Source organism: Streptomyces sp. MNU89 (genome assembly GCF_020982505.1).
GTDB classification, from domain to species: Bacteria; Actinomycetota; Actinomycetes; order Streptomycetales; family Streptomycetaceae; genus Streptomyces; species Streptomyces xinghaiensis.
Window position 1 is genome coordinate 3,371,012 of the sequence record NZ_JAJKLL010000001.1, and the last position, 12,945, is coordinate 3,383,956.

The 12,945-nt window shown below is 73.9% G+C and carries 9 protein-coding genes; 3 read left to right on the forward strand and 6 right to left on the reverse strand.

Features of this window, described 5'->3' with window-relative positions; genetic code table 11:
- Window positions 1-55 precede the first annotated feature (55 nt).
- On the reverse strand, window positions 56-973 hold the full coding sequence (locus tag E4N63_RS14450; protein ID WP_230240856.1) for a LacI family DNA-binding transcriptional regulator: 918 nt from the start codon (window positions 971-973) through the stop codon (window positions 56-58).
- Window positions 974-3,454 carry a glycoside hydrolase family 2 protein gene (locus E4N63_RS14455; RefSeq protein ID WP_230240857.1) on the reverse strand — a complete coding sequence of 827 codons (2,481 nt, stop codon included), beginning with the start codon at window positions 3,452-3,454 and terminating at the stop codon, window positions 974-976.
- 178 nt (window positions 3,455-3,632) lie between these two features.
- On the opposite strand from E4N63_RS14455, the gene E4N63_RS14460 reads away from it, so the two are divergent.
- The 3 genes from E4N63_RS14460 to E4N63_RS14470 all read left to right on the forward strand — a co-directional run bounded on the left by E4N63_RS14460 (window position 3,633) and on the right by E4N63_RS14470 (window position 7,979).
- Window positions 3,633-5,891: an alpha-galactosidase gene (locus E4N63_RS14460; protein ID WP_230240858.1), complete on the forward strand. Its 2,259-nt coding sequence runs from the start codon at window positions 3,633-3,635 to the stop codon at window positions 5,889-5,891.
- A gap of 166 nt (window positions 5,892-6,057) precedes the next feature.
- Window positions 6,058-7,326, forward strand: a complete 1,269-nt coding sequence (locus E4N63_RS14465) for a sensor histidine kinase (RefSeq protein ID WP_230240859.1) — start codon at window positions 6,058-6,060, stop codon at window positions 7,324-7,326.
- Window positions 7,323-7,979: a response regulator transcription factor gene (locus E4N63_RS14470; RefSeq protein WP_230240860.1), complete on the forward strand. Its 657-nt coding sequence runs from the start codon at window positions 7,323-7,325 to the stop codon at window positions 7,977-7,979. Before E4N63_RS14465 ends, E4N63_RS14470 begins: the two co-directional genes overlap by 4 nt.
- Window positions 7,980-7,989: 10 nt before the next feature.
- On the opposite strand, the gene E4N63_RS14475 is transcribed toward E4N63_RS14470, so the two are convergent.
- The 4 genes from E4N63_RS14475 to E4N63_RS31495 all read right to left on the reverse strand — a co-directional run bounded on the left by E4N63_RS14475 (window position 7,990) and on the right by E4N63_RS31495 (window position 12,934).
- The gene (locus tag E4N63_RS14475; protein WP_230240861.1) at window positions 7,990-8,784 is read right to left on the reverse strand and encodes an ABC transporter permease; all 795 of its coding nucleotides are present in this window, start codon (window positions 8,782-8,784) and stop codon (window positions 7,990-7,992) included.
- On the reverse strand, window positions 8,781-9,767 hold the full coding sequence (locus E4N63_RS14480) for an ABC transporter ATP-binding protein (RefSeq protein WP_228429378.1): 987 nt from the start codon (window positions 9,765-9,767) through the stop codon (window positions 8,781-8,783). Before E4N63_RS14480 ends, E4N63_RS14475 begins: the two co-directional genes overlap by 4 nt.
- A gap of 117 nt (window positions 9,768-9,884) precedes the next feature.
- Window positions 9,885-10,895, reverse strand: a complete 1,011-nt coding sequence (locus E4N63_RS14485) for an ABC transporter ATP-binding protein (RefSeq protein WP_230240862.1) — start codon at window positions 10,893-10,895, stop codon at window positions 9,885-9,887.
- A complete protein-coding gene (locus E4N63_RS31495; RefSeq protein WP_374112767.1) occupies window positions 10,892-12,934 on the reverse strand; it encodes a dipeptide/oligopeptide/nickel ABC transporter permease/ATP-binding protein in 2,043 nt (680 codons plus the stop codon). Before E4N63_RS31495 ends, E4N63_RS14485 begins: the two co-directional genes overlap by 4 nt.
- Window positions 12,935-12,945 lie beyond the last annotated feature (11 nt).

Consider the following 12,945-nt stretch of genomic DNA (forward strand, 5'->3'; position numbering starts at 1 on the left):
GCGCAGCGGGCGGATGACGGCGGCGCGCCGCCGGCCGCGCGCCCCGCCGGACGGCTCAGGCGCCGGTGGTACCGGCGGCTCCGGCGACACCGGCGGCGCCCTCGGCGCCTGCCGCGCAGGGAGCGGTGCTGCCGCGCTCCACATAGCGGGCGGTGGGCAGCGAGCGCTCCGCGACCGGGCGTCCGTCGACCAGTTCGAGTACGGATCGGGCCACCAGGACGCCGTACCGGTGCACGTCCAGGCTCATGGTGGTCAGCGGCGGGGAGGCCAGCCGGCACAGGGTGGAGTCGTCCCAGGCGATCAGGGAGAGCCGCTCCGGCACCGCGAAGCCGAGCTCCTTGGCGGTGGCCAGCCCGGCGACCGCCATCACGTCGTTGTCGTAGAGGATCGCGGTGGGCGGCGCTTCCGCGCCCAGCAGCCGGGCGGTCAGCCGCTCCCCCGCCTCGGCGGAGTAGTCGCCCTCGGCGATGACCGGGGGTTCCAGGCCGGCCGCGCGGGAGCCGTCCTCCAGGGCGGCGGTCCGCGCCCGGGTGTGCAGCAGCTCCGCCGGGCCGCTCACCCGTGCGATGCGCCGGTGGCCCAGGTCCAGCAGCCGCGCCAGCGCCTCCCGTACGGGCCCGGCGTCGTCGGTGCGGACGGCGGGCGCGGCCGGGTCCTCCTCCCAGGTGCCGACGAGCACGGCGGGCAGGCCGAGCTCGCGCAAGCAGGCGGGCCGCCGGTCGCCGGCGGTGAGGTTGACGACCGCGACGGCGTCCACCAGCCGCCGTTCGGCCCACCGCCGGTAGGCGGCCAGCTCGGCGTCCTGGGCGGGGACGACGTGGAGAAGCAGGGACATGCCGCGCTCCGCCAGGCTCTCCTCGATGCCCGCGATGAACTCCATGAAGAAGGGTTCGACGCCGAGCAGCCGGGCGGGGCGGGCGAGCACCAGCCCGACCGCACCCGTTCCCGTCAGCTCACGCTCCGCTCCGGCCACTCAGGAAGACACCGCCGGGGCGTGGAGGGCGTTGGCGCTGCGCAGCACCAGCGGCCCGGTCAGCTGCTCCGGGTCCAGCCGTGCGGCGGTGCGGACGGTGAAGGAGTGCGTCTCGCCCGCGGGGATCGGCACCAGCATGTCGTCCACCTCGGCGTCGGGCGCGAGCCGGTCGGCGAGCACGGCCACGTCGCGCGCGAAGGAGGCGGCGGTGACGTCGATCCGGTAGCCGCCGGTCACGGCGACGGCCTTGGCCGTCAACGGCGCCGGTTCATAGGCCAGTTCGACGTCCTCCCGGAAGAGGTGGACGGCGCGCGCGTCGTCGCACGTCAGCACGAGCACCTCCTGGGCGGGATCGGCGGGCGCGAGCAGGGACTCGGCGAGGGCGTACGGAACGGCCGACCGGGGCTTCACGTCCAGCTCGATGGTAGCCGTGCCCAGGACGGTGCCGTCGAACGCCTGCCGCTCCGCCCGCACCGGGCCCGTCCAGGCTTCCGCCGTGTCGTTCACCGCGACGAGCACGGTGGCCCCGTCGCGCGGCTGGAGGGTGAGCAGCCGGGGCGCGTAGGCGTGCTTCAGCGCGTACCAGAGCGGCTTGGGGCGCTCGCCGCCGTCGACGGCGGCCCAGGAGGTGACCGGCCAGCAGTCGTTGAGCTGCCAGACGACACTGCCGGCGGTCCGGGGCCACCAGGAGCGGAAGTGCTCGACGCCGAAGGCGACCGCGCGGGCCTGGTTGAGCTGGGTCGTCCAGTGCCAGTCCTCGAAGGTCGCGGGCGCGGGGAGGTGCGGGGCGAAGCCGCGGTCGAGCTTGCCGTTGCCGTCCTCGGCCTTCTGGTGGAGCAGGAAGGAGGGCGAGGTGGGCGTCAGGGGCTCGTCGTGCACCCAGTCGGTGAGGGTGGCCCAGGTGGGAGGCCCCTGGAAGCCGAACTCGGAACAGAAGCGGGGGATGTGGTCGCGGTAGGTGGTGTAGTCGCGTTCGTTCCACACCCTCCACTCGTGGCGGGTGCCGTGGTTCTCGTCGTTGGGGTGGACCTCGTCGAGCGGGACGCCGGGGTTGTAGGGGCTGTTGGCCGAGTAGAAGCGGGTCGGGTCGAGCTCGGCGACGATCGACGGCAGCAGCTCGGTGTAGTAGCGCAGACCCCAGGTGCGGCCCCGCAGCTGCTCGGGCCAGCCCCAGTCGCGGTATCCCCACATGTTCTCGTTGGCGCCGTTCCAGAGGGCGAGCGAGGCGTGCGAGGAGAGCCGGGCGACGTTCTCCCGGGCCTCGGCCTCGACCTCGCTCCACAGCGGCTCCTCCTCGGGGTAGGAGGCGCAGGCGAAGGGGAAGTCCTGCCAGACGAGGACGCCGCGCTCGTCGCAGACGTCGTAGAAGTCCTCGGTCTCGTAGATGCCGCCGCCCCAGACCCGCAGCAGGTTCATGTGCGCGCCGAGGGCCTGTTCGACGCGGCGGGTGACGCGCTCGCGGGTGACGCGGGTGAGGAAGTGGTCGTCGGGGATCCAGTTGGCGCCCTTGGCGAAGACGGGGGTGCCGTTGACGGTGAGGGTGAAGGGGGTGCCGGTCTCGTCGGGGGTGGTGTCGACGGTGACGGTGCGGAAGCCGACGCGGCGGGCGGCGGAGTCGAGGGCCGGGCCGCCGCCGCCCGCGCGGAGCTCGGCGCCCAGTTCGTACAGCGGCTGGTCGCCGTAGCCGGCGGGCCACCACAGGCGGACGCCGGGGACGTCCAGGGTGAGCACCGCGGAGGTCTCACCGGCGGGGACGGTGACGTCACCCTCGCGGCCGGCGACGGTGGCGGTCAGCCGCAGCTCGCGGGGGGCGGCCGGGTCGGCGTGCTCGATGTCCGCGTGGAGTTCGACGCGGCCGGTGCCGTCCGCGCCGGTGGTGGCCAGCGGTCGCAGCCGGTGGATGCGGGCGGTGGTCCAGCGCTCCAGGCGGACCGGCTTCCAGATGCCCGCGGTCTGCAGGTCCGGCCCCCAGTCCCAGCCGAAGCTGCAGGCCATCTTGCGGACCATGTTGAAGGGGTGCGGATAGACGTGGTCGCGCCGGCCGAGCCGCTGTTCGATCTCCTCGGCGTGCTCCAGGGCGGAGCGGAAGGTGACCACCAGGTCGTTCGCGCCCTCGCGGAGGGCCTCGCGGACGTCGAAGCGGTAGGAGCGGTGCATATTGGCGGTGCGGCCCAGCACCCGGCCGTTCAGCTCGATGGTGGCGATGGTGTCCAGCCCGTCGAAGGCGAGATCGACGCGTTCGCCGGGGCGCGCCGCCTCCGCCTCGAAGGTGGTCGCGTAGCGCCAGTCGGTGCGGTGCGCCCAGACCAGCTCCTCCTCGGCGCGGTCGAGGTAGGGGTCGGCGATCAGGCCCGCGGCCAGCAGATCGAGATGAGCGCTGCCGGGCACCCGGGCGGGGACGGTCCGGCCCGCCACGTCCGCGGGCACCGGCCCGGCGGCCGCCGTCAACTGCCATCCCACGTGCAGGGTCTGACGGATCATCCTCAATCACTCCAAGGTCGGCTCCGCGGGGCGCGGCGGGCGCCCGCGGAGGTGAAGGGATTCGGCCGGTGCGTCCTCTTGTGCGGGCCGGGGACCGTCCTGGATTCTTACGCCACTGAATTAAGTAAGTCAACAGCGTTGCGATCGTCCCCCCGGCGACCGACAGCAAGGGATGCACATGACCACCGCGCCGCCCTCCGAACAGCACGGACAGCCCGGCTCCGGCCTCACCCACCTGCGCGCGGCCGGGGTGAGCCTCGTCCTCGACCTCTCCGGCTCCACTCTCCCCCGGGTGCTGCACTGGGGCCCCTGCCTCGGCGAACCGACCGGCCCGCAGCTCGACGCGCTGCGGCTCGCCCGGCGCTGCCAGCCCATCGGCTTCTCCGTCGACGGGCCGGTGGAGGTCGCCGTGCTGCCCGAGCAGTCGGCCGGCTGGCTGGGCACCCCGGGGCTCTCCGGCCACCGCGGCGGTACGGACTTCTCCGCCGCCTTCCGGGTCGAGCGGGCCGACCTCACTCCCGGCGAGGACGCGCCGGAGGGCGGCGGGGGCGGACGGCTCACCGTGCGGGCCGCCGACGGCACCGCGGGGCTCGGGCTCGACCTCACCATCGAGCTGACCCCCTCGGGGCTGGTGCGCCAGCGCGCCACCGTGACCAACCAGGGCTCCACCCCCTACACCGTCGACGCCGTCAGCCTCACGCTGCCCGTGCCCGCCGAGGCGGTCGAACTGCTCGACTTCACCGGCCGCCATCTGCGCGAGCGCAGCCCGCAGCGCACCGCCTTCACCCAGGGCCTGCGGATGCGCGAGAACCGCACCGGCCGCACCGGCTACGACTCGGCGTATCTGCTGGTCGCCGGAAGCGCCGGCTTCGGCAACCGCTCGGGGGAGGTCTGGGGCGTCCACACCGCCTGGTCCGGCAACCACCGCACCTTCGCCGAACGCACCTTCCACGCCGTGTCGCTCCTGGGCTCCGGCGAGCTGCTGCTGCCCGGCGAGGTGGTGCTCGCCCCGGGGGAGTCGTACACGAGTCCGTGGCAGTACGGCTCCCACGGCACCGGGCTGGACGAGCTGTCCGCCCGCTTCCACCGCCATCTGCGCGCCCGCGCGCACCACCCCTCCGCCCCGCGCCCCGTGGTGGTCAACACCTGGGAGGCCGTCTACTTCGATCACGATCTGACCCGGCTGCGCGAGCTGGCCGACGCGGCGGCCGCCGTGGGCGCCGAGCGCTTCGTCCTCGACGACGGCTGGTTCGGCTCCCGCCGCGACGACCGCCGGGGCCTGGGCGACTGGTACGTCTCCGACGAGGTCTGGCCGGACGGACTGGGGCCGCTGACGGACCATGTGACCGGCCTCGGCATGGAGTTCGGGCTCTGGGTGGAGCCGGAGATGATCAACGAGGACTCCGACCTGGCCCGCGCCCACCCCGGCTGGATCATGGCAACCGGCGGCCGGCTCCCCGGCGTCGCCCGCTCCCAGCAGGTGCTGGACCTGGCCCGGCCCGAGGCGTACGCGTACATCCTTCAGCGGCTGGACGAGCTGCTGACCGCCCACCCCATCGGCTACCTCAAGTGGGACCACAACCGCGATCTGGTGGAGGCCGGCCACCGGCCCACCGGACGCGCCGGGGTGCACGGCCAGACCCTCGCCGTCCACCGGCTCCTCGACGAGCTGCGCCGCCGCCATCCGCACGTGGAGATCGAGTCCTGCTCCTCCGGCGGCGCCCGCGTGGACCTCGGCATCCTGGAGCGCACCGACCGGGTGTGGGTCTCGGACTGCATCGACGCCCTGGAGCGGCAGCGGATCCAGCGGTGGACCAACACGCTGATCCCGCTGGAGCTGATGGGCACCCATGTCGGCTCGGGCACCGCGCACACCACCGACCGCCGCCACCCGCTCGACTTCCGCGCCGGGACGGCCCTCTTCGGCCACTTCGGCATCGAATGGGACCTGACGCGGGCGGAGCCGGCGGACGTCGAACGGCTGGCCGAGTGGGTCGCGCTCTACAAGGAGCTGCGCCCGCTGCTGCACTCGGGCACCGCCGTGCACGCCGACCACCCGGACCCCTCCCACGAGCTGCACGGCGTGGTCGCCGGGGACGGCTCCGAGGCCGTCTACGCCCTGGTGGCCACCGCCACCTCGGCGAACTACCCGACGGGCGCCGTACGGCTGCCCGGACTTGACCCGGACGCCGTCTACCGGGTGCGCCCGCTGCCCCCCGGTGACGTACCGGACGGCAACGCGCACCGGTGGGGCGTCGAACTGCCGTGGTGGACCCCGGAGGGTGTCGAGCTGCCCGGGCGCGTGCTCGCGGCGGCGGGGCTGCAGGCGCCGGTGCTGTTCCCGGAGCGGCTGGTGCTGCTGAGCGCGGTACGGGTGGGAACGCCCTCGGCGCCCCCGGCGCCCTCGGCGCCCCCGGCAGCCCCGGCGCACACCTGACCGCGGCCGTCCGCGGCAAGATCCGTCCCGGAGGGCCGGTCCGTCCAAGAGGGCCGGCCTCCGGCCGACGGAGGCGGACTCCGCGGCACCGCCCGGTGCCGGACTGGTGTGCGACGATCGAGGCGTGTCGCCCTCATGGCCCGAACGCGTTCTTGACAAGCCGCACGTGATACCCCGCCTTGTCATCCTGCTGCTGGTCACGGTCGGCTACCTCCTGCTGCTGCGGGGCGGCCCCGGGCCGTCCGCGGCCGACTGGGTCTTCGCCCTCGCCACGGTGGCCCTCGGGCTGTTCGGCGCCGTCCGGCCGCTCACCACCGCGCTGGGCCAGGCGGCCCTGCTGCTCGCCGCGGACGCGTACGGCGGGAGCTTCGCCCACGGTCCGGCTGCCGTGGTGAAGTACATCGCCGGCTTCTCGCTGCTGGAGCTGGCGGTGCGGCGGCCCTGGCCGAGGGCGCTGATCGGTGCCGCCGCCCTGACCGCGGTGTACGTCGTGCACACGGCCGACGGCATGCCCGCGGAGCTGCCCTCGCTGCTGTACCGGGTGGCGGTGACGGTGGCCGGCCCGCTGCTGCTGGGCGGTGCCGTCCGTGCCACCCGCCAGTCCGCCCGGCACGCCCGGAAGCGAGCGGAGGAGGAGCGGCACAGCCACGAACTGCGCGTCCGCGCGGCGCGGGTGGCCGAGCGCACCGCGATCGCACGGGAACTGCACGACCTGGTGGCCCACCATGTCTCCTCCATGGTGCTGAGGGCCGGGGTGGCCCGCCACACGCTGCCGGTCACGGACGAGCGGGTGACCGCCGTCCTCGACGATCTACACACCACCGGCACCGCCGCCCTGACGGACCTGCGCCGCCTGGTGGCCGTCCTGCGCGACCCGGAGCAGGTTCCCGGGGACGGCGGGGAGGCCCCGCCGGTGACCCCCGGCGGGCTGCCGGCCGCCCTGCACACGGTCGTCGAACACGGCCGGCGGACCGGGCTGGACATCGAGGAGTCGACGGATCCGGAGACCGGCCGCCTCGACGCGGTGCGCGGGCTCGCCGTGCTGCGGCTGGTACAGGAGGGACTGGCCAATGTCGCCCAGCACGCCGGTCCCTCGGCGCACGCCGTGGTGTCGGTGGAGATGACCGGGGCCGGCGCCGTCCGACTGGACATCCGGGACGACGGCCCGGTGCGCGGCGAGGACCGGACCGTGCCCGCCCCGCCCGGGACGGGGCTCGGGCTGGTCGGCATGCGGGAGCGGGTCCGGCTGCTCGGCGGATCGCTGCGGGCGGGACCGGCCGGCGGCGGCTGGTACCTCACCGCCGTGCTCCCGGCCGATCCGGCGCCTTTGGACGACGGCCCCGCTCGTCCCGGCGGTGTGCGGGCCGGAGGCTCGCACGAAGACCACGAGGACCACGAGGAACACGAGGACCTCGAGGAGGGAGTCCGCCGGTGATCCGCGTGCTGCTCGTGGACGATCAGCGGCTGGTCCGTGCCGGGCTGCGGATGCTCTGCGAGGCCGCCCCCGACGTGCTGGTCGTCGGCGAGGCCGAGGACGGGCGCCGGGCCATCGACCTCGCCGGGGAGCTGCGGCCCGATGTGATCCTCATGGACCTGCGCATGCCCCTCGTCGACGGCATCACCGCGACCGGCCGGATCCTGGCCGCGCACCCGGCCACCCGTGTCGTCGCGCTGACCACCTTCGACGACGACGACCACCTCTATCCGGCGCTCGCCGCGGGTGCGTGCGGCTTCCTCGTCAAGGACGCCGCACCGGCCGAGCTGCTGGACGGCATCCGGCGCGCCGCGGGAGGGGACGACCCGTTCAGTACGTCCGTGCTGCGCCGTCTGGTCGGCCGGGCCGTACGGGCGAGGAACGGCGAGGGTGAGCGGCGCCCCGGACCGCCCGCCGATCTCACGCGGCGGGAGCGGGAGGTGCTCTCCCTGCTGGGCGCCGGGCTGTCCAACGGCGAGATCGCCGAGCGGCTGCACCTCGGGGTGACCACCGTCAAAACGCATGTCTCCAGCCTGATGGCCAAGACGGGCGCCACCAACCGGGTCCGGCTGGCGGTGCTGGCTGCCCGGTCGGGCGTCACACCGCCCCGGTGACGCACCGCGGTCACTCGTCCCCCGTGGGTGTCCAGCGGAAGAACACGACCGCGAGGACCGCGCCCGCGACCGCCCAGACCCCGAGCACCGCCAGGTGGCCCCCCTCGAATCCGGTGCCGGTGGTGTGCGGATCGAACACGGTCAGCATGGCGAGGAAGAAGTGGCGGACCGGCAGGAGGTCCGCCACCCTCTCCATCGCGACGGGCAGGTCCTTGCCGGGAAAGAAGTTCCCGGAGAGGAAGAACATCGTCAGGCCCGCCCCGAAGGCCATGGGGAGGGACGCGGAGGCCTTTCTGACCAGAACGCTGAAAGGGAAGGCGACGAGAGCGCAGGCGAGCGCTCCGGCCAGCACGGTGACGGCGCCGGCCAGGATGCGCGTCCCCGGGAACGGCACGCCGAAGACGAGCACGCCCAGGGCGGTGACGAGCGCGGCGAGCAGCAGCGACATCACGGTGGCCGTCACCACGTGCCCCGCCAGGAAGACCGGGGCGGGCACCGGGGTGGAGCGCAAGCGTTTGAGCACGCCGTACTCGCGGTCCTCGACGAGGGTCATCGTCAGGTTCTGGAACGTCGCGGAGACGACTCCGATCACCACGACGGAGGCGGTCATGATGGTGGACACGTCGAGCAGCCGGGACCGGTCGGGGGCATGGACCTCCTCCCCGTCGAAGATCGAGGCGATGACGAGCAGGTACAGCAGCGGCAGGACGACGACCAGGAACGTGGTCTGCGGGTTGCGCACCGCGATCCTGGCCGCGCAGCCGGTCTCGCGCAGCAGCAGCAGCGCGGGGGTGCGGGTGCTCATCGCGTCTCCTCCGCAGGGGTGGTGCGGGCGGCCTCGGTGACGGCCAGATAGATGTCCTCGAGCGTCGGCCGGCGTATCTCCAGCCCCGGCAGACCGGCGCCGCTGCCGCGGGCCCAGTCCAGGAGCGGACCGAGCCGGCCGACGGGGTCCGGGGTGCGCAGGACCACCGTCTCGCCGGCCCCCGCCGGGGCGGCGCCGTCCAGCAGGGCCGGAGGCATCCCCTCCGGGCGGCTGAAGCGGATCTCGCAGGGCATCGTCTCCCGGCCGCCGAGCGTGGCGGGCGTCCCCAGCGCCACCACCCGGCCGTCGACGACCACCGCGAGACGGTCGGCCAGGGCCTCCGCCTCGTCGAGGTAGTGGGTGGTCAGGAAGACGGTCTTGCCGAGTTCCCGCACCGCCTCGATCATGGACCAGGCCTGGCGGCGCGCCGCCGGGTCGAAGCCCGTGGTGGGCTCGTCGAGAAAGACCAGTTCGGGGTCGCCGACCAGCGCCAGCGCCACGTCCAGCCGGCGCTGCTGACCGCCGGAGAGCCTTCCCGCCCGGCAGTCGCGTTGGCCGGCCAGCCCGATGAGCTCGATCGTCTCGTCGATGCCGCGTGGCGCGGGGTAGAAACCGGCGTGACGGGCGACCAGTTCCCGCACGGTGAGTTCGGGAGGCATCCGCGAGGTCTGCAGCACCAGGCCGACGCGCGCCCGCCAGTCGGGCGTCGCGCGGGCCGGGTCGGTGCCGAGGACGGACACCTCGCCGCCGCTGCGGTGCCGGTGGCCTTCGAGGATCTCCACCGTGGTGGTCTTGCCGGCCCCGTTCGGGCCGAGGAACGCGAACACCTCGCCGCGCCGCACGGTGAGGTCCAGCCCGCGCACCGCCTCGACCGTGCCGTAGGACTTCCGCAGCCCCCGCACCCGGATCGCCTGGTCCGGCAGGTCGTCCTCCGCTCCGCCGGCCCCGCCCGCCGTCGTCACCGCCGCGTCGCGCATCGGCATGCTCACCTCTCGCCGTTCGTCGTGTGGCTCGACGCTACGGAGAGCCGGCGCGGGGGCGGCTCCTCCCCGCGGCCGGTCTTCCGGCCACAGGGAGGAGGAACGGCCGTCGGTGGACGATCACCCGCGTGCGGAGGGACCGGCCGGGCGGGCGTCCTTCGCCTCCTCCGCGTACAGCCAGCACTTGGCGATGTGGCCGTCGCCGGCCGTGTGGTCGGGCACCGGGCGGGAGCAGATGTCCATCACCTGCGGGCAGCGGTCGCGGAAGGTGCAGCCGGAGTCGGTGGTGGGCAGGCTCCCGGTCCCGGCCGGCTCCACGCCCGTCCCGGCGAGGAGTTCGGCACGGCCGCGTCCGGACTCCGGGTCGGGGGCGGCCGAGGCCAGCAGCCGGGTGTACGGGTGCCGGGAGCGGAGGATGACGTCGTCCGCCGCGCCGCGTTCCACGACCCGGCCCCGGTACATCACCAGGATCTCGTCGGAGAAGTGCCGTGCGGTGGCGAGGTCGTGGGTGATGTAGAGGACGGCCAGCCGGTCCTCGCGCTGGAGCCGGGCGAGCAGGTTGAGCACACCCAGCCGGATGGAGACGTCCAGCATGGAGACGGGCTCGTCGGCGATGACGACCTGGGCGCCGGGCGCCAGCGCGCGGGCGATGGCGACCCGCTGCCGCTGCCCGCCGGAGAGCTCGTGCGGACGGCGCCGGGCGACGGACGCCCCCGGCGTCAGATTGACCCGCTCCAGCAACTGTTCGACCTGCTGCCGGAGTTCGTCCCTCCCCTTCGCCCGGCCGTGCAGCCTCAGCGGGCGGACGAGATGGTGCTCGATGGTGTGGAAGGGGTTCAGCGAGGCGAAGGGGTCCTGGAAGACCATCTGGACGTGGTGTCGGTACGAGCGGTCGCCCACCCGCCTGCCGTCCGGCCCCTCGGCCTCGATCGTGCCCGCGGTCGGCTTCTCCAGCCGGGCGATCATGCGGGCCACCGTGGACTTGCCCGATCCGGACTCCCCGACGAGCGCGACGGTGCGGCCCGGCACGAGGGTGAAGGAGACGTGGTCCACCGCGCGCAGCCGGGAGTGGCGGAAGCCGGAGCGGACGGAGAAGTCCTTGACCAGATCGCGTACCTCCAGGGTGGTCATCGGGGGGCCCTCTCGTTCGGGTGCTGCTGCTCTTCGGGCGGTCCGGCGTCACCGGCCGGGGCGGGGACGTCCGCCGCGGCCAGGTCCGTCCCGGCGGCTTCCGGCGCGGGCGTCTGCGCCGCGGCGGTGTGGTCGCGGGCGCTGGACTCCCCGGTGCGGACGAACGATCCGCGCTCGCCGGTGAGGCTGGGGAAGGAGTCGAGGAGCTGGCGGGTGTAGGGGTGGCGCGGGTGGTCCTTGATCTCCCCGGCGGCCGCGTACTCGACGACCTCGCCCTCCCGCATCACGGCGATGCGGTCGCTCAGTTCCAGCAGCAGCGGCAGGTCGTGGGTGATGAAGATGACGGCGAAGCCGAGTTCGTCGCGGAACCGCAGGATCTCCCGGAGGATGCCGCGCTGGACCACCACGTCGAGCGCGGTGGTCGGCTCGTCCATGATCATCACTTGCGGGTCCAGCAGCAGCGCCATGGCGATCATGACCCGCTGCCGCATCCCGCCGGAGAGCTCGTGCGGATACGAGTCCAGCCGGCGCGGGTCGACCCCGACGAGGCGGAGCACCTCCGCGCACCGCCCGGCGCGCTCGGCCCTCGTCATCTCCGGGCGGTGCGTGGTGAGGACGTCGTCGAGCTGGGCGTGAACGGAGATGACGGGGTTGAGGGCGTTCATCGCGCCCTGGAACACCATCGACAGCTTCGACCAGCGGAAGGTGCGCAACTCCTCCCGCTCCAGGGCGAGGACGTCGATGTCACCGCCGTCGCGGTCGTGGAAGACCACGGAGCCGGAGGTGACCTCGGCGGGCGGCAGATGGAGCCGGTTGACGGCATAGGCCAGGGTGGTCTTGCCGCAGCCGGACTCGCCGGCGAGGCCCAGGATCTCGCCGCGGCCCAGGGTCAGCGAGACGTCCTTGACGGCGTGGACGGGGGTCTCGACGTCGTAGACGACGTTGAGGTTCCGGACGGTGAGGACGGGGTCCCGGTGGCCGGTGCCCTCGGCCCCGCCCCGCCCGGCGGCCGCGGGAGCGTCCGCGCCGGCCGGGACGACCGGGGTCTCGGACGGCCGTGTCCGCCGCGTACTCCGTACCGCGCCGGCCTTCTTCCGGGGGATGTTCCGCAGCTTGGGGTTGATGATCTCGTCGATGCTGAAGTTGATCAGCGAGAGCCCGCAGCCGAAGGCCGCGATGATCAGGCCGGGCGGTACGAACCACCACCAGGCCTCCCGCTGCAGCGCGAAGCCGTTCTGTGCGTAGTAGAGCATCGTGCCGAGCGTCGAGGAGTTGGAGGCGCCGAGGCCCAGGAAGGACAGGCCCGCCTCGCTGAGGATGGCCAGGATCACCGCGAAGACGAACTGCGAGGCCAGCAGCGGCAGCAGATTCGGCAGGATCTCCACGGAGACCACCCGCCAGGGCTTCTCCCCCGCCACCCGCGCCGCGGCGACGTAGTCGCGGTTGCGCAGGGAGAGGGTCTGGGCGCGCAGCACCCGGGAGGAGGCCGCCCAGCCGGTGATCGCCAGGACGATCGCGATGGTCCACCAGCCGCGCTGCGCCGCCGGGACGAAGCCGGCGATGACGATGACCAGCGGCAGGCCGGGGATGACGAGCATGACGTTGGAGATCAGCGAGAAGCTCTCGTCCACCGCGCCGCCGATGTAGCCGCCGATGATCCCGAAGAAAGCGGAGAGCAGGGTCGCCATGACGCCGACCAGCAGGCCGATCTGGAGCGACCCCCGGGTGGCGTAGGCCAGTTGGGCGAAGACGTCCTGGCCGGTCTGGGTGGTGCCGAGGAGGAAGCCGTCGCCCGGCGGGGCCATCCCGGAGTTGCGGACGGTGTCCGGGTCGCCCACCAGGAGTGGGCCGATCAGGCCGAAGAGGGCGATGGAGAGCACCAGGCCGAGGCCGACGCCGAGCTTGGGCGACCACCTCGGCACCAGGGAGTGCCAGCCGCTCCTCGCCCGCGTGGAGGGGGCGGTGCCGCCGGGGCCGGGCGCCGGGGCCGGCGCGCCGGATTCGGCCGTCTCGGTGAGGGCCGGGCTGAGATTCGTCACGGTGTCGGCTC